This is a genomic window from Sphingobium cyanobacteriorum (genome assembly GCF_030580935.1).
In the GTDB taxonomy this organism is placed as follows: Bacteria; Pseudomonadota; Alphaproteobacteria; order Sphingomonadales; family Sphingomonadaceae; genus Sphingobium; species Sphingobium cyanobacteriorum.
Genome location: NZ_JAUQOM010000024.1, coordinates 1 through 19169, shown reverse-complemented (window position 1 = coordinate 19169; position 19169 = coordinate 1). Strand labels below are relative to the sequence as shown.

20 protein-coding genes and 3 pseudogenes are annotated in these 19169 nt (G+C 59.1%); 15 read left to right on the top strand and 8 right to left on the bottom strand.

Annotation, left to right across the window (positions count from 1 at the left end):
• Nucleotides 1–120 precede the first annotated feature (120 nt).
• From Q4610_RS20290 to Q4610_RS20280, 3 genes and pseudogenes are all read right to left on the bottom strand, one after another.
• Nucleotides 121–306, bottom strand: a pseudogene (locus Q4610_RS20290) (IS481 family transposase); the annotation flags it as partial.
• Between the two features lie 70 nt (nt 307–376).
• Nucleotides 377–1816: an amidase gene (locus Q4610_RS20285; RefSeq protein ID WP_304537685.1), complete on the bottom strand. Its 1440-nt coding sequence runs from the start codon at nt 1814–1816 to the stop codon at nt 377–379.
• Nucleotides 1813–3429, bottom strand: a complete 1617-nt coding sequence (locus Q4610_RS20280; RefSeq protein ID WP_304537684.1) for a class I adenylate-forming enzyme family protein — start codon at nt 3427–3429, stop codon at nt 1813–1815. Before Q4610_RS20280 ends, Q4610_RS20285 begins: the two co-directional genes overlap by 4 nt.
• Before the next feature lie 237 nt (nt 3430–3666).
• Between Q4610_RS20280 and Q4610_RS20275 the strand changes: the two genes are divergently transcribed.
• From Q4610_RS20275 to Q4610_RS20235, 9 genes and pseudogenes are all read left to right on the top strand, one after another.
• Nucleotides 3667–5004, top strand: a complete 1338-nt coding sequence (locus Q4610_RS20275; RefSeq protein ID WP_304537683.1) for a glutamine synthetase family protein — start codon at nt 3667–3669, stop codon at nt 5002–5004.
• Between the two features lie 5 nt (nt 5005–5009).
• Nucleotides 5010–6302: an NAD(P)/FAD-dependent oxidoreductase gene (locus tag Q4610_RS20270; protein WP_304537682.1), complete on the top strand. Its 1293-nt coding sequence runs from the start codon at nt 5010–5012 to the stop codon at nt 6300–6302.
• Nucleotides 6303–6392: 90 nt separating this feature from the next.
• Entirely contained in the window at nt 6393–7709 is a 1317-nt protein-coding gene (aptA, locus tag Q4610_RS20265) for an omega-aminotransferase AptA (RefSeq protein ID WP_304537681.1), read from the top strand.
• Between the two features lie 13 nt (nt 7710–7722).
• Nucleotides 7723–8265 carry an aldehyde dehydrogenase family protein gene (locus Q4610_RS20260; RefSeq protein WP_304537680.1) on the top strand — a complete coding sequence of 181 codons (543 nt, stop codon included), beginning with the start codon at nt 7723–7725 and terminating at the stop codon, nt 8263–8265.
• Entirely contained in the window at nt 8207–8539 is a 333-nt protein-coding gene (locus Q4610_RS21885) for an aldehyde dehydrogenase family protein (RefSeq protein WP_304537679.1), read from the top strand. The genes Q4610_RS20260 and Q4610_RS21885 overlap by 59 nt, the downstream gene beginning before the upstream one ends.
• 107 nt (nt 8540–8646) lie before the next feature.
• Entirely contained in the window at nt 8647–9063 is a 417-nt protein-coding gene (locus tag Q4610_RS20250) for a cupin domain-containing protein (protein WP_304537678.1), read from the top strand.
• Between the two features lie 299 nt (nt 9064–9362).
• Nucleotides 9363–9953 (top strand): TetR/AcrR family transcriptional regulator, encoded by a 591-nt coding sequence (locus tag Q4610_RS20245; RefSeq protein WP_304537677.1) that lies wholly within the window; start codon nt 9363–9365, stop codon nt 9951–9953.
• Between the two features lie 354 nt (nt 9954–10307).
• Nucleotides 10308–10978: pseudogene (locus Q4610_RS20240) on the top strand (IS5 family transposase); the annotation flags it as partial.
• A 102-nt stretch (nt 10979–11080) separates the two neighbouring features.
• Nucleotides 11081–11434: a hypothetical protein gene (locus Q4610_RS20235; protein ID WP_304537676.1), complete on the top strand. Its 354-nt coding sequence runs from the start codon at nt 11081–11083 to the stop codon at nt 11432–11434.
• Between the two features lie 145 nt (nt 11435–11579).
• Here the strand turns inward: Q4610_RS20235 and Q4610_RS20230 are convergent, their stop codons facing one another.
• Complete coding sequence (locus Q4610_RS20230) at nt 11580–12020, bottom strand: cupin domain-containing protein (protein ID WP_425262594.1); 441 nt, start codon at nt 12018–12020, stop codon at nt 11580–11582.
• A 121-nt stretch (nt 12021–12141) separates the two neighbouring features.
• On the opposite strand from Q4610_RS20230, the gene Q4610_RS20225 reads away from it, so the two are divergent.
• Nucleotides 12142–12444 carry a glycine zipper 2TM domain-containing protein gene (locus Q4610_RS20225; RefSeq protein WP_304537674.1) on the top strand — a complete coding sequence of 101 codons (303 nt, stop codon included), beginning with the start codon at nt 12142–12144 and terminating at the stop codon, nt 12442–12444.
• 101 nt (nt 12445–12545) lie between these two features.
• Here the strand turns inward: Q4610_RS20225 and Q4610_RS20220 are convergent, their stop codons facing one another.
• Nucleotides 12546–12821 (bottom strand): hypothetical protein, encoded by a 276-nt coding sequence (locus Q4610_RS20220; RefSeq protein ID WP_304537686.1) that lies wholly within the window; start codon nt 12819–12821, stop codon nt 12546–12548.
• 151 nt (nt 12822–12972) lie between these two features.
• Complete coding sequence (locus Q4610_RS20215; protein ID WP_304537673.1) at nt 12973–13380, bottom strand: EVE domain-containing protein; 408 nt, start codon at nt 13378–13380, stop codon at nt 12973–12975.
• Between the two features lie 103 nt (nt 13381–13483).
• Between Q4610_RS20215 and Q4610_RS20210 the strand changes: the two genes are divergently transcribed.
• The gene (locus Q4610_RS20210) at nt 13484–14431 is read left to right on the top strand and encodes an isopenicillin N synthase family dioxygenase (RefSeq protein WP_304537672.1); all 948 of its coding nucleotides are present in this window, start codon (nt 13484–13486) and stop codon (nt 14429–14431) included.
• 47 nt (nt 14432–14478) lie between these two features.
• Here the strand turns inward: Q4610_RS20210 and Q4610_RS20205 are convergent, their stop codons facing one another.
• Nucleotides 14479–14862: a dihydroneopterin aldolase gene (locus tag Q4610_RS20205; RefSeq protein WP_304537671.1), complete on the bottom strand. Its 384-nt coding sequence runs from the start codon at nt 14860–14862 to the stop codon at nt 14479–14481.
• A 141-nt stretch (nt 14863–15003) separates the two neighbouring features.
• On the opposite strand from Q4610_RS20205, the gene Q4610_RS20200 reads away from it, so the two are divergent.
• From Q4610_RS20200 to Q4610_RS20185, 4 genes are read left to right on the top strand one after another with little or no spacing between them, the layout of a single operon-like run.
• On the top strand, nt 15004–15510 hold the full coding sequence (locus Q4610_RS20200) for a GNAT family N-acetyltransferase (protein ID WP_304537670.1): 507 nt from the start codon (nt 15004–15006) through the stop codon (nt 15508–15510).
• Nucleotides 15511–15554: 44 nt separating this feature from the next.
• Nucleotides 15555–16121: a DUF1285 domain-containing protein gene (locus Q4610_RS20195; RefSeq protein ID WP_304537669.1), complete on the top strand. Its 567-nt coding sequence runs from the start codon at nt 15555–15557 to the stop codon at nt 16119–16121.
• Nucleotides 16118–16726, top strand: coding sequence for a CoA pyrophosphatase (locus tag Q4610_RS20190; RefSeq protein ID WP_304537668.1), 609 nt, complete (start codon nt 16118–16120; stop codon nt 16724–16726). Before Q4610_RS20195 ends, Q4610_RS20190 begins: the two co-directional genes overlap by 4 nt.
• Nucleotides 16707–17918: a CCA tRNA nucleotidyltransferase gene (locus tag Q4610_RS20185; protein WP_304537667.1), complete on the top strand. Its 1212-nt coding sequence runs from the start codon at nt 16707–16709 to the stop codon at nt 17916–17918. The genes Q4610_RS20190 and Q4610_RS20185 overlap by 20 nt, the downstream gene beginning before the upstream one ends.
• On the opposite strand, the pseudogene Q4610_RS20180 reads toward Q4610_RS20185, so the two are convergent.
• Nucleotides 17882–19051 (bottom strand): annotated as a pseudogene (locus Q4610_RS20180) (putative bifunctional diguanylate cyclase/phosphodiesterase); the annotation flags it as partial. The gene Q4610_RS20185 and the pseudogene Q4610_RS20180 overlap by 37 nt on opposite strands.
• Nucleotides 19052–19169: the final 118 nt, after the last annotated feature.

Below are 19169 nucleotides of genomic sequence, written 5' to 3'. Positions count from 1 at the left end.
CACGCTGTAGATCCCCACACCTCCCTGACTCGGCAGAAAGGCTTCAAGGTGGACGACTTTTACGCCGCCCGCAGCAGGACTATCCCGCCGCTACCGTGGTCGAATATTGCTCCGCCGTTCTCATGCCCAGATTTTGCAGATATATTCGTAGGGCCTGAGGCCACGCAAGCTCTTGAGGCGTCGGCCGTAGCTGTATGCGCCAATGAAATCGTGAAGGTGGACAATCAGTTGGGCATGGCTGTCATAATGGTAACGCTTGACGGTTGCCTCCTTGATCGTTCTGTTCATCCGCTCGACCTGGCCGTCATCCGGGAAAGCTCCATTGACGTCCGGACCCGGCACCTCATGGGTAGAAATGGTGATGCGCGTGCACCGATCAGAGCGATGGGCGTCGGTCTGCCCAAGGCGCTATAGCCTCCCATGCCGCAGCCATCCGAAGGACCCCGGCATCGTCACGTTGGCGCCCAACAATTTGTAGCCCCACCGGCAGGCCCGCACTGGTAAAACCGCAAGGCACCGAAATTGCAGGATGCCCGGTATGACTGAAAGGTTCAGTCAGACGGTGAAATTCAATACCCGGCCATTCCACCGACTGCCCATCGATAACGGCAGGGCCGCCAAGCGGGCCGGCATGCGGAAATGCGGCGGTTGGCATCGTCGGTAGCATCAAATAATCATATGTCGCAAAAATGGATGCGATTGCGGAGAATGTATTGGCTCGCTCTTCCGTCATTATTGTCCAGAATTTGTCCAGATCGATCTTACAGCCCTCGACCAAACGCTGATGGAATGGGTAATGGCGAGCGAAGGTAGCGGCAAAATTTGGCATATCGACCACAACACGCCGAAGTGCCGGCGTCCAATAGGATCGGAAATAGTCGACCGGATCAGGGATCTTAACGAGCACAGAATCAACAGTGCACTGCAAGTCGGCATCGAAACGGGACACCGCAGCGGCAACCACCTTCGCCACTTCGCTATCAACTGGCCCTCGACCGAGATCGGGGCTATAAGCGATCTTGCACCTTCTGACATTTTCAGCCCTGAGGCTGGCAACGTAGTCGACCCCCTTTTCAGGCAGCATATAGGGCTCGTCCTCGACTGGCCCAGCCATGATTGAAAGCATGAGCGCAGTGTCTGCAACGGTTCGGGCCATCGGTCCAACCGCACCGACAGTGCAGAACGCATTTTCTTCCGGCCCGCGCGGAACGCGACCATGCGACGGCTTGAGCCCGACAACACCGCAGCACGCCGCCGGAATGCGGATCGATCCACCGCCATCACTTCCGGTGGCGACCGGCGCAAGCCCAGACGCAAGCGCAGCGGCCGCTCCGCCGCTCGACCCACCGACGACACACTCGCGGTTCCAAGGATTATTGGTGGTGCCAACGATCTCGTTTTCCGTCACACCCAGCCATCCATATGGTGGAGTCGAGGTCTTGCCGATCAGAGAGGGGCCAGCAGCCTTGATCCGCGCCCACATCGGAGGGTCAAACGTCGGAATATGATGCAAATTTTCGGGATCGCCATATGTGGTCCTGATCCCGGCCGTATCGGTCAAATCCTTGACGGTGACGGGAACGCCGTCGAGCGGCAATGGGACGAAACCCGATGAACGCCGTACTTCGGCCGCACGCACGGCCTCCAACGCGACGTCAGGCGTGGGCGTGATGAAGGCGTGAACAAGCGGATCCAGCCGTTCGACCCGGTCCAGCACTATCTGAACAACTTCTGTCGGTCGCAGCTCGCCCGAATCGTACAGGCGCAACAAATCAATAGCAGATGTAAAGCAAATATCTTCCTGACAAATGCTCATCGCCAGATCCCTTCGACAACATCGTAAGCATCAACACGAAGATTAGAGGCTCCCGCAATAAGCTTGTTCTTAGCGACTTTTCCTGTTTCTGTCATTGGGAGCGTGTCAACAAATGCGATAAATCGCGGATGCTTGAACCGGGCAAGTCGCTTCTGGCAATGTTCGATAATCGATTCCGGCCGAATCTTCTCAACGCCCTTCGCCAAGACGATATATGCCTTTACCTCCTCACCGCGATGATCGTCTGGAACGGGCACGATTGCCGCATCGATGACTTCAGGCATCTCGACCAGCACGCGTTCCACTTCTGCCGCAGCGATACTTTCACCCGATCGACGCACCATATCCTTCAAGCGGCCAACGATCCTGTAAAACCCGGAGGTTTCGCGTATGAACAGATCGCCTGTTCGATACCAGCCGTCCACTAACGCCGCAGCCGTGGCCTCGGGCCGGTTATAATAGCCATGGAGAATGCCTTCGCCCCCGACCAGCAATTCCCCCATTTCCCCATCCGGAACGTCATGCCCATCGGCGTCAACGATACGAAACCGCCGGAACGGAGCCGGAATCCCACAGGTCGAAGCTGCGCTGGGATCATCCACCTCCAGCGGCACAGCCAGGCCCATGCCGATCTCCGTCATGCCGTAGCACTCGCGCGTCGGCGCACCAAAGCGACGGCGAGCTTCCTCTACCATCGCCGGCCCGACCTCATAGCCAAGAAAGAGTTTTATCGAAACATCGCTTTCACGAGGATGAGGATCACGCTCCAACACTGGATCCGCAAGCCAGGTAAGTTCCGTATGCCGATCCGCAAGCCAATCGACATATTTTCTTATGCTCATGCCGTTGGCGAAATCGACGCGCGCGCCGGTATACAGCCCGGCCACCAGCATCCACTGCGGATCGATGTAAAAGAATGGGTGATCTGAAAGGATCGTCCGAAATTCCAGGCCCCACATGAGGGTGGGGACAACACCGGCAATGATCCAGAAGCGATGACTGAGCATCGTGCCCTTGGGCAGGCCCGTCGTTCCAGATGTGTACTGAATATTCATCAGATCTTCCGCGCGCGGCACAACCGACACCACGAAATCAGGATCTCCATTGCGGACCAGTTCGTCATAGCACAGACAATCGCCCTCTCCACCCCCGACGACAACGATCCGCTCCGATGGAGGCATTTCACCATGTCCCGGCTTCAGGCCTCGTTCCGCCATGAGTCCATGATCGATAACGAGACCTGTAACATCACCATCGGCCAGGAAATATGAAACTTCCCGCTCAGTAGAACCATAGACTAGCGGAACCATCACCGCACCGATCTGTGCAAGAGCAAGCCATGTGACTGCATATTCAATCCGGTTGGGCAAAAGCACCGCTACATGGTCCCCCCTGACAAAGCCCGCCCCCAAAAGCCCGGACGCCAACCGGCGAACGGTTCTGGCCAAGTCGCGGAACGACATTGCGTTTCCACGCTCAAAAAAGTCGATCGCACACGCATCACCGAAAAGTCGTTCGGCACGCGCCAGCAGTTCGAGCAGGGTGGCCGGCAACTCAGCCTGTTCGATTGCACGATATCGATCCAGGACCGAAGGAGGGACATTTAGAGACATTGGCATTCCCATGATGGCTGAGATCCCCAGTGAACGCCTGGAGCGATATTTGTCAACTGATCTGTTGACCAACAGGGTAGTTGACAAATATCGGTTTCGGTGGAAGGTCGTGTAAAGCCAGACGATGATGAAATCGCCGACGGGTCCGATACCGCAGCACGTTCGTGCCGCTCACCTCGGCCAGCGACCGCACATCATTTGATGCATCAAGCTTGAAATGCGGCGGGGAGCCGGAAAATGCATAACTTTGAAAAGTGGATTCAGGACAACAATATCGCTGAGGTGGAGTGTCTTGTTCCAGACATTAACGGCGTTTTGCGAGGCAAGGTGCTTCCGGCTCAGAAGTTCATCAAGTCTGAACGTGCCGGAACACTGCGGATGCCCAGCAGTATCTTCACCGTGACGATTACCGGTGATTATGCCGGTGAAGATGAACGCGCCTATCAGGATCCTGATCTGCTCATCCAGCCGGATCTGTCGACTTTGCGTGTGGCGCCAGGATTCAAGACTCCGACCGCTTATGTTTTCGCCAATGCCTGCTTGCCTGATGGAACACGATGGGAAGCTTCGCCTCGCAACATCCTGATGCGTATAATCGATCTTTACGCAACCCGCGGCTGGACCGCAGTAGTTGCCCCGGAACTGGAGTTCTATCTCACAACGATCAACACCGATCCTGATCTGCCCCTGGTGCCACCACCGGGACGTTCCGGGCGGGCGGAAACTTCGCCACAGCCTTACGGACTCGAATCGCTCACCGAATATGAAGATCTGATCGAAGCGATTTATGAAGATAGTGAGATAGCTTCGCTGCACCTTGACACAATGATACATGAATCAGGCACGGCGCAACTGGAGATCAATTTCCATCATGGCGATCCGCTCGCACTCGCCGACCAAGTACTCGTTTTTAAGCGCATCGTGCGCCAGACGGCACTGCGTCACGGAGTCTATGCCACCTTCATGGCAAAGCCCATGGCCGAACAGCCGGGCAGCGCCATGCACCTGCACATGTCGATGATCGATTCGAATGGTGTGAATCAGTTTTCGGATACAGATGGTCGCGACACTGAACTGTTCCGCCATTTTGTCGGCGGCCTTCAGGCTTATCTACCTGAAATGGCTCCTCTGTTCGGCCCAACGGTCAACAGCTTCCGACGGATGCTGCCCGATCATTCTGCGCCTATCAATGTCCAATGGGGCGTTGACAATCGATCCTGTGGGCTGCGCGTACCGATCGACGACGCTCAAAATCGCCGGATTGAAAACCGGCTGCCTGGTGCCGATGCGAATCCCTATCTTGCCATCGCCGCAACGCTGATCGCCGGCTGGTTGGGCATTCAGGATCGGATCGAGCCGGATGAACTGGTAACAGGCAACGCCTATCACTATGCCCGCACTTTGCCGCGAACACTGGAACACGCCATGGAGCGCCTTGCGCTTTGCACGCCGGTACGAAACCTTCTCGGCGACACATTTCTGGAGGCTTTTTCCGCAATCAAGAGTGCGGAAATTGACAATTTCCAAGGCGTGATCAGCTCGTGGGAACGTGATCACCTCTTATTGAAAGCGTAGGCGACGTGGGCGCATTCAACAGTCAGCTCGGAATTGCTCAATCCTATTATGCAGCGACAGCTACGCCGCCACTGGAAACAACTCGCCTGACGGGAGCAGCCACAGCCGACGTGGCGGTGGTAGGAGCAGGCTGTACGGGCCTGGCTGCAGCGCTGGCTGCGGCACGCGCCGGATATTCCGTGATCGTGCTGGAAGGCGGCGAGATCGGCTGGGGAGCGTCAGGCCGCAATGGCGGCCAAATCATTCCCGGCCTGCGTATGTCTGCGTTTGATTTGGTCAGGAAATACGGCGCCGATCATGCCCGCAAGCTTTTCGATTTGGCCACGAGCGCGCGCGATGCGGTCGTGAAATTAATCCAGGACGAAGGAATAGAGTGCGATCTGCGACTGACAGGCCATTTGACGGGCGCGATTAGAGAGAGCGACATGCCCGGTCTGGAGCAGGAAGTACGATGCATGCGCGAGGTCATGGACTATCCGCACGCATCGATCATCGATCACGCTGCAATGCAACAGGAGGTCGCACGACCTTATGTTGGTGGGATGCTGGACATGGGCGGCGGGCATATGCATCCCCTAAACTATACACTTGGCCTGGCTAAAGCTGTAATCGCCGCAGGTGCGCGCATCCACTCGAATTCTGCCGCAATCGAGCTGTCCCGGTCTTCTGTCGAGACTAAAATCCAGACTGAGCACGGTTATATAAAAGCGAAATACGTAATTCTTGCCGGAGATTCTCTGCTCGGCGATCTGGATCGTAATATTTCCCGATATATCATGCCCATTGCAAATTATATCGCTACAACTTCGCCATTACCCGAAGAAATTACATTAATACGAAACGATCGCGCAGTTTCTGATACAAAATTTGTCGTGAACTATTATCGTATGACGGCAGATGGTCGTTTATTATTTGGTGGCGGCGAACGTTACACGACTTCACCTCCGGCCGACATGGCAGCGTTTGTGAGACCGTTTCTTGAAAAGAATTTCCCGCAAATTTCGGGAATTACGATCGATCATGCCTGGGGTGGACTGGTGTCGGTGACCCGGACAAGGCTGCCACATTTGGGACGCAATGGACCGGTCCTGTGGGCGCATGGCTATTCGGGCATGGGCACGATCCTGTCCACACTTGCCGGACGCCTGCTGGCAGACGCAATCGACGGCGACAGCCGCGGCCTTGACCTTTTCCGGTCGATTAACCCGCCCCCCTTCCCCGGCGGCACAGCTCTCCGGGGACCGCTCCACACCCTCGCCATGTTGTGGTTTTCGATGCGGGACAGGATCGGACTGTAATCAACCTCATCATACGTGCCTTCCGGTGAATTCGGTGTCGTTACCGTAAAATCTGGGCATCAATCCACTCATTTTGCTAAGGAACTCACCTTGTCAAACAACAATATTGTCCCGCTCGACACTTACTGGATGCCGTTTACCGCGAATCGACAGTTCAAGGCGAATCCGCGTATGCTGAGCGAAGCAAGCGGCATGTTTTACCGCAGCGACGATGGCCGCGAGGTACTTGACGGAACTGCGGGGCTCTGGTGCGTCAATGCTGGCCACGGTCGCAAGGAAATCGCGGAAGCCGTCTATCGCCAACTCCAGAAGATGGACTATGCGCCCCCGTTTCAGATGGGTCATTCGGATGCGTTTGTGTTCGCAGACCGCCTCGCCCGGATCGCACCTGCCGGGCTTGACCGGATTTTTTACACGGGTTCAGGATCGGAATCTGTAGAAACAGCACTGAAAATCGCATTGGCCTATCAACGAGCCATAGGTCAGGGCACCCGCACCCGACTGATCGGCCGTGAGCGCGGCTATCATGGCGTTAATTTCGGGGGCATCTCAGTGGGCGGCATGGTCAGCAACCGGCGAGCATTCCCGACCCTGCCCGGTGTCGATCATCTACGTCATACCCATGATCCCCTGCGCAACATATTTTGCGACGGCCTGCCCGAATACGGCGTGGAACTCGCCGACGATCTGGAGCGCCTGGTACAACTTCACGGCGCCGAAACGATCGCGGCAGTCATTGTAGAGCCTGTGGCCGGGTCAACCGGCGTCCTGTTGCCGCCACGTGGCTATCTGGAAAGGTTGCGCGAAATCGCAACCCGTCACGGCATTCTGCTGATTTTCGATGAAGTCATTACCGGTTTCGGTCGGCTCGGTGCACCCTTCGCTGCTGATTATTTCGGCGTTACACCCGATATCATCACGACCGCCAAGGGGCTTACCAACGGCTCCATTCCTATGGGGGCCGTATTCTGCGGCCGTCATGTGCACGACGCGCTGATGGTCGGACCGGAAAATGCCATCGAGCTATTCCATGGCTTCACCTATTCAGGTCATCCCGTCGCGTGCGCAGCAGGCCTGGCGACACTGGACATCTATGAGAACGAAGGACTGCTGACCCGGGAGGCGACAGTGCTGGATACCTGGCGTACGGCGATCCAGACCCTGAGGGACGCGCCGTTCGTGATCGACATCCGCACGATCGGCCTTGTCGCCGGGATCGAACTGGCCCCTCGTATCGATGCTCCTGGTGCACGCGCTTATGATGCCTTTGTCGATTGCTTCCAGTCGGGCCTGCTGATCCGGACGACCGGCGATACCATCGCTCTGTCCCCCCCCTTGATTGTCGACACCAACCACATCGACCGGATTGTGACGACGATCCAGTCAGCACTGTCGCGAGTTACCTGAGGCATTTGCAGCCATGGAACAAATACCTCATTTTATCGGCGGGAAGCCCAGCTACAGCGGAGGCGATTGCACCTCCCCAGTATTCAATCCGGCGACGGGCGAACAGTCGGCTTGCGTTCCTTTAGCCGACGCCCAGGACGTACAGAATGCCATCGATGCGGCAAAGGCGGCCTTCCCTGCCTGGGCTTCCACCACGCCTTTGCGTCGCGCGCGCATCCTCAATATATTCCAACGGCTTGACGAGGAGAATAGTGACCAGTTCGCAGGGGCTATTACTCTCGATCATGGCGAAGTCCTCTCGGACGCGCGAGGCGAGGTGCAACGTGGCCTGGAAGTAATCGAATTCGCGACCGCAGTTCCTCATCTGCTAAAGGGAAAAATCACGGGAAACCTCGCGAGCGGAGTAGATAGCCACGCTCTGCGTCAACGCCTTGGCGTGGTGGCAGGCATAACGCCATTCGACTTTCCGGTCATGGTTCCGATGTGGATGTTCCCGGTTGCGCTGGCTGCGCGTACCCGACTTTGCATCTGCGGCAAAGATCATCAACCACCATGAGTTCGCCAACGGGACTTCGATATTTATCCGTGACGGCGATAGCGCCCGTGAGTTCGGGCATGCGATCCACGTCGGCATGGCCGGAATAAACGTACCGATCCCGGTTCCCATGGCATTCCATAGCTTTGGCGGGTGGAAAGCATCGTCATTCGGCGACCATCATATGCATGGTCCAGGGGGGATTCGTTTTTACACACGGCTGAAAACCATCACGACGATATGGCCGAAGGGCATTTGCGCCGGTGCCGATTTCGTCATGCCAACGATGACATGAGAATCGGAAATGATGCCGTCAGATGGTCGGGGGCCTCCTCGTGAACATTCTGGCGGCACGGAGGCTCATCTATAGGTTCGATGTACCATACTGCTTGAAAGGTGCTCATGACTGACCAAAAATTGCCGACGCAATCGGCACAGCCCACGATTTTCGCATTCTCGTCGATCGACGGTCCTATGGAACACGCCGGCCCTGACCCCGACCGGATTGTCTCTGGCACGCCCGTGGCAAAAGTGCGCACGCTTGTTGAGAGCGAAGACGGTCGCATATCAGCGGGCATGTGGACATGCACGCCGGGCCGTTGGCGCGTATCCTACGATGAATATGAATATTGCCGTATTCTGTCAGGAAAGGGTGCTGTGATTGATGAGAGCGGAACGCAAACCGAAATTGGACTGGGCGACGAATTTATCGTTCCAGCCGGCTTTGTTGGTGAGTGGCTCGTCACTGAAACCATGTCCAAGCATTTTGTAGTGCTCATCCCTGGCTCAGGATCCATGGATATAATTGGCGGGATATGATTCACGCTACCGTTGGAGAGACTGGATTTGAGCATCCTGTACTGGCTGACAGACGAGCAGATGGCCCTTGTTCCCAAAGAGCCGCGACAAGCCCCTGGCTGGTGATCGTCGGGTGCTGGGCGGGCACATTCCGTGAACCGTGACGGGTTGTGCTGGCGCGCTTCGACAGACCCGACCTCTTCAACACTGATCGGAGAGATCGAACGCGACAGGGAGTGGAGTTCCAGTGCGAGAGCTTGATTTTCCGGCTGGATACTGCATGGAAGGGGCTTCGATATATTGATAGCGGGAGGTAACGATTGCGACGCAGGGCTGGCACCAAAGCTAATGAAGAGAAGCGCCGCGAAATCATATCGGCGTTCATCGATAGCCTCATCGATCGCGGTCTCGATCAGTCGACTATGGGAGAAGTTGCGGCACGGGTGGGTCTCGATCGTTCAACCCTACATTATTACTTTCGAACACGCGACGAGTTGGTCCTTGAAGCGGCTGACGAAATATCTCTTAGATATCTGAAGCAGTTTAAAGCAAACATGGCTCTGGCGGGGCGTGACGACCGCGCCGAGAAGCTGATCGATCTGCTTTTCAATGGGACGTTCCATCAGCCTGATCTGTCAATCGCCCTCGAAGAACTCGGCGTGCTGGCAAATCGAAATCCAGCAGTTGATCGGAGGGTTTCCGGCATCTACCGGGCTATTGAGCACGCAATCATAGAAGAAATCGAAGCGATCTTCCCCGATGCACCAAAACGCGCGCGTCGCGACATCGCTCTTGCCATTTCACAGCTCTCGGAGGGCTGCACCGTTTTTGTATCCATGAATTTTGGCGCCGACAGAAGCCGGGCGGCTCATCGTGCCGCCAAACTTCTTGTCGCATCGCTGGTCAAGTAAAGCGCCTAGTCGGGGCGGCCTATCACGGACGTTGCGGCAGATCATTGAAATTTCCCGACGATCTCCAGATCAAGGGCACTATCACAGGATAGGACACCATCATTAAGTGTCTCATCTGAAATTAATATGATTTACATCAGTAGATTATGTCCATTGTACCTGCCCCCGGCAGTCCCTCGATCATAACCAGAGGCTTGCAGTTGAATATTCCGGTACGCTTGTCTGCACAAGCTCGTCGAGCGTGATAAAGCCGTTCTGCTGGGGCTTTGCGGGGTCGATGCAATGCCATACGTCTAGTTCCTTCCTTGTAGTCAGTCCCTACGTCAAAATGAGGGACGCTTTAGGGAGGAGGGCAGGCCACTGCCTCCATGCTTTCCGCCTGTCTCGACAGTGCGGCGCTGATATTACCTCTGGCGCGACACCGGCCCGTGGCTGACGATGAACGATATTTGCTTATGGCATGCCGCGAGATGACGGGCCGGGAAGCATCGCCATCAGCAGGTGTGATCGACAGTCAGAGCATCAGAACCACGGAAAGCGGAGGCATTTGCGACCATGACGCTGGCAAGAAGGTCAAAGGACGAAAGGGCCTCCTGAACCAAGTTGAAAAATGTCGTACCCTGACTGACACCAAGGGAAAACTGGTGGATGCGGTGATCCACACCGCTGACATGCAGGACCGCGAGGGTGCACCGATAACGCTGCGCGAATCATCCAACGCTTCCCATGGCTGCGGCACGTCTTTGCCGATCGCGGTCATGCTCGCGACAAACTTCGCGAGGCTTTGCGATAACTGGAAAAGTGAACCGTTGAGCCGAAGGCCAGCGAAGCTAAATCATCAAGCGGCTAGACACCGCCAAAGGCTTCGAGCTGCTGACCCGCCGATGGGTTGTCGAACGCACGCTGGCATGGTCCAATCGAAATCGCCACTTCACCAGGGACTTCGAGCAAATCATCGATCGACAACGGCATGGCTCTTCATCGCATCCGTTCAACTCCTCACCCGCCGCCTTGCAAGGGCATGAAATCCAGCCAAATAATTATAAATCGGACACTTTTAGAATATTTTCTGATTTCGATTTGCAATCAGGGGGCCACGGGTTCGAATCCTGTAGCCCCGCACCATCTTGCAGTCTTTAACCGATCATCAGATCGCTATCGCCCCCAACGCAAAATGGGGGCCGGCATTGCTGCCGGTCCCCACTTCCGTCGGGTCATGCGATCCGCGTCCCTGGCAGGATGCGATCATCGGCCCGGCGTATCCTGTTCTCCAGCCTCAGGGCGAGGCCGTTGAACAGGCAATGCTCCGGTTTTTGGCCAAGGGCCGCCATGCCGGTGCGATTGGTCACTTCATCCCCGATGCCCGACGTTCACTTTCGCGCGTACCCGGCAACGGCTCCAAGCGGCCTGTTTGTTCAGAATGCGTCACTCTTGCGAATTTCACATCCCGTCAAACCATCGATCCGACGGTAAATAACTGATCTCTCGGTCATTTATGGAATTGGATCGCTCCGCTTCCGATCATCTCGATATAGGGATCGTCTCACCATTCGCGAGTCGCTCCAAGCGAAATCGACAATCTGATGACAGGGCATGCCGCAAAATTGTGGATAGCTGTGGATAAGTTTACCCAGGCGGGGACCAGAGTGGCGGCGCGAGCGTGAAACCGGCGAAATCGAAGCCGGGCGTCACGGTGCAACTGACCAGCGCCCAGCCGCCCTGCGGGGTTGACGCCTGCCAGTGATGGGCCGGCACCCTGCCCTGCGGTATCTGGCCGTTCAGCACCTGCGGCCCCAGCAGCAGGTCGGTGGCGGCCTGCCCCTGTGCCGCGACCGAGAGGATCAGCGGTGCGCCGGCGTGCCAGAACCAATGTTCCTCCGCATCGACCCGGTGCCAGTGCGAGCGCTGCCCCGCCTCCAGCAGGAAGAGGATGGCCGTCCCGCTCGCCCGGCCATCGGCACCGATCGCGCCGCGCCATGTCTCCCGATACCATCCCCCTTCAGGATGAGGCGCCAGGTCCAGCGCCGCGATCAATGCCCGCCCATCCGCCTGATCGTCCGCACGCATCATTTCGCCTCAATTTTTACAGGTTTATAAACAGACACTTGCGCTGTTGCCCGAGGTTCATGCAACCGCGATCAAGGTGCAGGGGTTAAATCGCCAAATTACGCTACTGGAGGAGATAGATATGCGTAAAGCCCTGCTCGCCCTGGCCGCCGTGTCGCTGGCCATCCCGATGTCGATGGCGGTTCCCACTGATGGAGCCCAGGCCGGTAAGCATTATCGCTACAAGGAATGGCGCGGCCGCGACGGGCGCACCTATTGCCGCAAGTCGAACGGTACGACTGGCCTGATCGTTGGCGGTGTCGGCGGCGCACTGCTTGGCCGTGCGATCGATACGCGCGGCGACCGCGCCACCGGCACGATCCTGGGCGCGGCCGGCGGCGCATTGCTGGGCAAGGAAATAGACAGCAAGCGTCGTTGCCGCTGATCCGGCAAAGGCACCGGCTCGCCGATGCCATAGCGGACCACATATGAAAAAGGGACGGCATTGCATCGCATGCCGTCCCTTTGCCTTTGCGGCTGCTTGCCTTAGTTCGACGATGCGCCGCGCGCGTCGTTCACGTCGAACACGACCTGCTGGCCGCCCGATACACCCGACACCCTGCCATTCTTCACGGCCAGGTTGAAAGCGACGGCGTCGGGAAAACGACGGCCGGAAATGACCTTGCCGGACTTGGTATCCTTCACCTGGTACACATAGGTGTAGCCTTCATGGGTGAAACGCTGCTTGGGGGCCTCTTCGGCCTGGGCAGCGGTGGCGGCGATGACGCTCAGCGCGCCGGCGGCAATGAACTGGGACAGCATTCGCATGGGTAAACTCCTTGTGAATGCCGATCAAACACCTCTGATATTCTTGTTTTCTCGACCCCGACTTATGGTGCGTGCCTGCAACGCGACAATCGCAAAAAATGCGACACCGATTGCATCATATGCAATCATGTTTGACGCTATCCCATTAAGCCTTTGACATGGCGACGATATGATCGAACTGCGCCTTGGTCAGCGGCGAAACCGACAGGCGCGACTGACGCAGCATGACCATATCGGCCAGCGCCGAGTCGGCTTTCATCGCCTTGAGCGTCACCGGCTTGTCCAGTTTCCGGTGCGGGGCGACATGGACCGCGATCCATTTGCCCGTATCGTCGGTGCTGTCGGGCGCGGCCTCCTCCACGATGGTCATGATACCCACCGCCTCGATGCCGATATTGCTGTGGTAGAAGATCGACAGGTCGCCCTTGCGCATCGCCTTCATATGCCCCTGCGCCGCATGATTGCGCACGCCATCCCATTCGGCCTTCCCCTTGGCGACCAGGTCATCATAGGAAAAGACATCGGGTTCCGATTTCATCAGCCAGTAATTCATTTTGCCTCCTTGCAACAGCGGCTCGCCGCGATCAAGGATGCGTCCACAGGCGGGCGACCTCATATAAGGCGGTGTGCCCCTTTTCGATTTTTGGAGATGCAACGTGTCGCAATCGGTGCTGGCCCAGGTGCCCGTCCTGTCGATGGCGGAACTGCCAAAGCTGGCGTTCGCCCAGGCTTTCGGCCAGTCCTTTCAACGCTTCGGTTTCGCCATGGTGCGCGATCATGGCATGGACATGGGGCTGATCGATGAAGCCTGGACCATGGCCCATCGCTTCTTCGACCTGCCCGAAGCGGTGAAGCAGCGGTACAGTGCCAGGGACAATGGCGGCCAGCGCGGCTATACCGCCTTCGGTACGGAAATCGCCAAGGGCGCGACCGAAAATGACCTGAAGGAATTCTGGCATGTCGGCCGCGACCTGCCGGAGGGCGATCCGCTGGCGGCGACCATGCCGCCCAATGTCTGGCCCGGCGAATTGCCGGAGTTCAGATCGCTATTCTCCCGCCTCTATCGCGAGTTCGACCGGGTCGGCGCGCAATTGCTGTCCGCCATCGCGCTTTACCTGGACCTGCCCGAACGCTGGTTCGATGACGCCATCGAGAATGGCAATTCGATCCTTCGCCTGCTCCATTATCCGCCGGTGTCGCCCCAGGCGCCAGGCGTGCGCGCGGGCGCGCATGAGGATATCAACCTTATCACCCTGCTGCTGGGAGCGGAGGAAGGCGGGCTGGAACTGAAGGACCGGAACGGGGACTGGCTGCCGGTGGTGCCGCCGCCGGGTGCGCTTGCGATCAATGTCGGCGACATGCTCCAGCGGCTGACCAACCACATGCTGCCCTCCACCAGCCATCGCGTCGTCAATCCGCCGCCCGAACGACGCGGGCATTCGCGCTATTCCATGCCCTTCTTCCTGCACCTGCGCCCCGATTTCATGATCGACGCGCTGCCGCAATGCGTGAGCGCGGACAATCCACGCCGTGATCCGCCGATCAGCGCGCATGACTATCTGACCGAACGCCTGATCGAGATCGGGCTGATCAAGAAGGGCTGACGCGACCTGCGCCCGCGCAGGCGGGCGCCATAAGCCACGCGGCGGCGTTATTTGCGCCCGCGCCCCAGGGTGATGCCGATTTCCTCGCCGCGCTCGCTCAGGGCCAGCTTGACGATCTTGACCTCGACATGGCTGACCTTGTCGTCCTGCATCATGATGGTATCGATGATATGGTCGGCAACGGCTTCGATCAGGGTGAAATGCATGCCTTCGGGCAGCGCCGTCGACGCCGCATGCTTCAGGTCCATATAGTTTTTGGACTGGTTGAGCGGCGTATCCTGATCGTAATGATCGGCGATTCGCAGCCGCGCGCGAATGGAAATGCGCAGGGGCTGGGGGAGGTGCGTCTCCTCCGAATAGATGCCGGTCAGCACGTCAACGTGCAGATTATTGACCTCCAGCGTCAGAAAATCGTCAAATCCGGTCTGCATAGTTCGCCAACATAAGGCCCATGTCGTGCCGTGCGGGTGGGCCAATTTAAACTTTCATTTTGCAAAGCGGGCGCTAAAGCCCCGCTTCCGGCGCTGCCCCATGCGCCATAGATGGCGGAACGGCAAGTCGTGTCTCACATTATGCCCCTGGATAGTCAGCCCGATGTGGCCATCGAGCATCTGCTCGACGCGGCGTTCGGCATCGATCGCCATGGTCGCACCGCTTACAGGATTCGTCACGGGATGCCCTGGCTCCCTGCCCTTTCCTTCGCCATGGTCGATGCGGACGGCGCACTGATCGGGTCGCTGCAAAGCTGGCCCGTGGCGCTGACCCAGGCCGATGGCAGGCAAATGCCCCTGATCATGGTGGGTCCGGTCGCGGTCGATCCGGCCCATCAAAAGGGGGGCCATGGCCGTGCGCTGATGGATGCCGTGGTCACAGCGGCACGGGCGCAGCGCAGCGATCCGCTGATGATGATCGGCGATCCTGAATATTATGGGCGCTTCTGGGGCTTTAGCGCTGATGGCACCAATGGCTGGGATGCGCCCGGCCCGTTCGAGAAAAGGCGGCTGCTGGCGCTGTCGGTCGATGGCGGCGTGATCGGCGGCGTCGGGATGCTGACACCGCGCGCCACCGTCATGACCTGAATTACCCCTTTGCCTTCGGGCATAGTCGCCCCTATCTCCGCTTCATGCCGATGGAGCCCCTGCCCGACCTGTCCACCCTTTCGCTCGCCGACATTGCGCGGCTGGCAGCGGAAAAGCGCCTGCCGCCGGTGGAGCAATGGAACCCCGCCCATTGCGGCGACAGCGAGATGCGGATCGCGCGCGACGGCACCTGGTTTCATCAGGGTTCCCCGATCGGCCGGGAAACGATGGTCCGGCTCTTTTCCTCCATATTGCGGCGGGAACCGGACGGCAGCCATGTGCTGGTCACGCCGGTCGAAAAGCTCGATATCGCCGTCGATGATGCCCCCTTCGTCGCGGTGGAGTTGAAAAGCGAGGGCGAAGGCCGCGCCCGCAGCCTGGTCTTTCGCCTTAACAGCGGCGATCTGGTCACGGCCGGGCCGGACCATATCCTGACCCTGCGGGAAACGCCCGATGGCCCCCATCCCTATCTGCATGTGCGCGGCGGGCTGGAGGCGCTGGTCGCCCGCAGCGTCTATTATGAACTGATGAACCTGGCGCTGGATGAGGATGGCGCACGGGTCGGCCTGTGGAGCCAGGGGGCCTTCTTCCCGCTGGACGGCTTGGCATGACCCTGGTGGAGCGGCTGCGCGCCGCGCTGGAGCAAGGCCATCGCCGGGAAGAATTATCCCTGTCCGACATGCGCGACCCGCGTATTGTCGAGGATATTGCGCTGGCGCCCGCCGCAGTGCTGGTGGCGATCACCGACCGGCCGGAACCGGGCCTGATCCTGACCGAGCGCGCCTCCAATTTGCGCAAACATGCCGGACAGATCGCCTTTCCCGGTGGCCGGGTCGATCCGGGTGACGCGGACGAGATTGCCGGCGCCCTGCGTGAAGCGCAGGAGGAGATCGCCCTGCCCCCCGAAGCGGTTCGGGTGGTCGGCACGTCCGACCGCTACTGCACCTTCACCGGCTTCGACATCGTGCCGGTGCTGGGGGTCATCCCGCCCGACCTGCCGTTGCGGGCGCAGGAAAGCGAGGTCGCAAGCTGGTTCGAAGTCCCGCTGGCCTTTGCGCTGGACCCTGCCAACCGGGTCAGGCGCGAGGTCGAATATGGCGGAGCGATCCGGCCCTATTATGAAATTTTCTGGCAGGATCGCCGCATATGGGGGATTACTGCCGCCATTCTTGCCAATCTTTCCCGAAGGCTGGGCCATGACCATCCTGCTGCCTGACGCCGACTGGCGGCATCGTCCTGGCCTGGACGCGCTGCTCGCGGCGCTGGACGTGGAACAGGGCAAGGCGCGCTTCGTCGGCGGGGCGGTGCGCGACGCGCTGCTCGGCCTGGCCGTCAATGACCTGGATATCGCCACGACGCTTGACCCGCATGCGGTGGTCGACCGGCTCAAGGCCGGGGGGATCAAGGCGGTGCCGACCGGAATCGACCATGGCACCATCACCGCCATCCTGCCCGACGGCCCGGTCGAGATCACCACGTTGCGCCGCGATGTCAGCACCGACGGCCGCCGCGCGACCATCGCCTATACCGATGACTGGCGCGAAGATGCGGCGCGGCGCGACTTCACCATCAATGCCCTGTATGCCGATCCACTGCGTGGCGTGATCAGCGATTATTTCGGCGGCCTGGCCGATCTGGAGGCGCGCCGGTTATGTTTCATCGGCGATGCATCGGCGCGCATCGCCGAGGATCATTTGCGCATCCTGCGCTATTTCCGGTTCCTGGCGCGCTATGGTGACAACGAAGTGGACAGGTGCGCCTATGACGCATGTGTCGCCGCCGCCAACAGCCTGATGGCGCTGTCGCGCGAGCGGATTGCCGATGAACTGATGAAATTGCTGGGGGTCGCGTCGCCGGTCCATGCGCTGCGGCTGATGGTGGAGGGCGGCATATTGCGGCCCGTCCTGCCCGAAGTGACGATGGCGGGCGTCGACCGGGTCGACATGCTGATGGCGCGCGAGGCCGCAGGCGGCGTGGCAGGATCGGCATTGCGCCGTCTGGCCGCACTGTTGCCGCCGGATGCCGCGCTGGCGGACCAGATCGGCGCCCGGCTGAAACTGTCCAACAAGGCGCGCAAGCGCATGGTGGTGGCGCTGGAACCGGCTGTCGGGGATGAAACACCGCGTGCCCTGGCCTATCGGGTCGGCGTGGAGGGCGCGATCGACCGGCTGCTGCTGGATCCGGGCCAGTCGCTGGATACGCTGGCGTCCCTTGCGGGCTGGACGCCGCCTGTCCTGCCGATCAGCGGTGGCGCCTTGATTACACGCGGGCTTCAGCCCGGCCCGGATGTCGCAAGGGCGTTGCAGGCCGTGCAGAAGCTCTGGGTGGCGGAGGACTTCCCCGATGCGAGACGGGTCGCCGAACTGGCCGATCAGACCGTTTCGAAATTCCAGCGCGCGCGCCAGTAGGCATAGGCATCCGCCTCGGCCATCGGCCTGGCGAAATAATAGCCCTGCCCCTGCCAGCAGCCCATTTTTTGCAGGGCATGCGCCAGTTCCTGCGTCTCGATACCTTCGGCCGTGACCCGGAGATTGAGCGATTCGGCGAGCGACAATATGGTGCGGACGATGATCGCCTTGTCGCGATCCTCCAGCATGGAGGATACAAAGCTGCGGTCGATCTTCAATATGTCGATCGGCAGGCTGTGCAAGCTGGCCAGATTGGAAAAGCCGGTGCCAAAATCGTCCATCGCGATCGGCATCTGCAAATCCTTCAGCGCAACCAGCAATTTGCGTGCCTTGTCAGGATCGGCCACGATCGCGCTTTCGGTCAGTTCGGCCGTCAGCCGGCTGCCATGGATGCCGGAATAGCGCAATGCCTCCTCGAACATCGACGCCACATCGTCCCGTGTCATCTGGATCGGCGAAAGATTGACGTTCACGCCGACCGGCAGGGCCTGGCCGAATTTCGCGTCCCAACGCGACAATGCCTGGGCCGCTTCATAGGCGGCCCAGCGGCCCAGCGGCGTGATCAGGCCGCTTTCTTCCGCGACGGCGATGAATTCGACCGGGGGCACCGATCCCAGTTCCTCATCCTCCCAGCGGGCCAGCGCCTCGAACCCGGTAATCTCGCCGGTCTGAAGGTGGATCAGCGGCTGGTAGGCAAGGGTCAGCCCGCCCTGCGCCAGTGCGTCACGCAACCGGCTCTCGATCGAAAAGCGCCGCTGCGCCTCTTTAAGCACGCCGTTGCGGTAGATTTCCACCTTGCCGCTGCGCTTGGCGATCTTCACCGCGGCCTGCGCCTTGCGCACGACATCGTCCGGGTCGTCATCCAGGTTGATCGACAGCGCACAGCCGATCGCGCAATCGACACGGATCTGGAGATCGCTCAGCCGGATCGGCGAACTCAGAGCCTCCCGAATTCTCTGCACGATATGAAGAGAGTCAGATAAACCATTGTTAAGACGTGCAAATATTGCAAAGTCATTGCCGCCGATGCGGGCCAGCACATCGCCCTGCCGCAAGCTGGACTTCAAGCGCTTCGCAACGGTGATCAACAGTTCGTCGCCCGCCATCGGGCCGAGCGATTCATTCACCCGTGTCAACGGCGGAGCAAAAGTCGGCCATTCGGCGGCGTAAAACCAGGCCATCGTGTTACATGCCGGGGGGAGTGGCGTGAGGGCGTAGCCCGAGGGCCACTCCCCCCGGCATTGGTGTAAT

What these genes read in the sequence shown, in the direction of transcription:
- Q4610_RS20200 (WP_304537670.1), top strand. Translation starts at nt 15,004, where the DNA reads ATGCCCCTGGATAGTCAGCCCGATGTGGCCATCGAGCATCTGCTCGAC.
- Q4610_RS20185 (WP_304537667.1), top strand. Translation starts at nt 16,707, where the DNA reads ATGACCATCCTGCTGCCTGACGCCGACTGGCGGCATCGTCCTGGCCTG.
- Q4610_RS20215 (WP_304537673.1), bottom strand. Translation starts at nt 13,380, where the DNA reads ATGAATTACTGGCTGATGAAATCGGAACCCGATGTCTTTTCCTATGAT.
- Q4610_RS20195 (WP_304537669.1), top strand. Translation starts at nt 15,555, where the DNA reads ATGCCGATGGAGCCCCTGCCCGACCTGTCCACCCTTTCGCTCGCCGAC.
- Q4610_RS20225 (WP_304537674.1), top strand. Translation starts at nt 12,142, where the DNA reads ATGCGTAAAGCCCTGCTCGCCCTGGCCGCCGTGTCGCTGGCCATCCCG.
- Q4610_RS20220 (WP_304537686.1), bottom strand. Translation starts at nt 12,821, where the DNA reads ATGCTGTCCCAGTTCATTGCCGCCGGCGCGCTGAGCGTCATCGCCGCC.
- Q4610_RS20275 (WP_304537683.1), top strand. Translation starts at nt 3,667, where the DNA reads ATGCATAACTTTGAAAAGTGGATTCAGGACAACAATATCGCTGAGGTG.
- Q4610_RS20190 (WP_304537668.1), top strand. Translation starts at nt 16,118, where the DNA reads ATGACCCTGGTGGAGCGGCTGCGCGCCGCGCTGGAGCAAGGCCATCGC.
- Q4610_RS20205 (WP_304537671.1), bottom strand. Translation starts at nt 14,862, where the DNA reads ATGCAGACCGGATTTGACGATTTTCTGACGCTGGAGGTCAATAATCTG.
- Q4610_RS20280 (WP_304537684.1), bottom strand. Translation starts at nt 3,429, where the DNA reads ATGTCTCTAAATGTCCCTCCTTCGGTCCTGGATCGATATCGTGCAATC.
- Q4610_RS20260 (WP_304537680.1), top strand. Translation starts at nt 7,723, where the DNA reads ATGGAACAAATACCTCATTTTATCGGCGGGAAGCCCAGCTACAGCGGA.
- Q4610_RS20230 (WP_425262594.1), bottom strand. Translation starts at nt 12,020, where the DNA reads ATGCGTGCGGACGATCAGGCGGATGGGCGGGCATTGATCGCGGCGCTG.
- Q4610_RS20250 (WP_304537678.1), top strand. Translation starts at nt 8,647, where the DNA reads ATGACTGACCAAAAATTGCCGACGCAATCGGCACAGCCCACGATTTTC.
- Q4610_RS20285 (WP_304537685.1), bottom strand. Translation starts at nt 1,816, where the DNA reads ATGAGCATTTGTCAGGAAGATATTTGCTTTACATCTGCTATTGATTTG.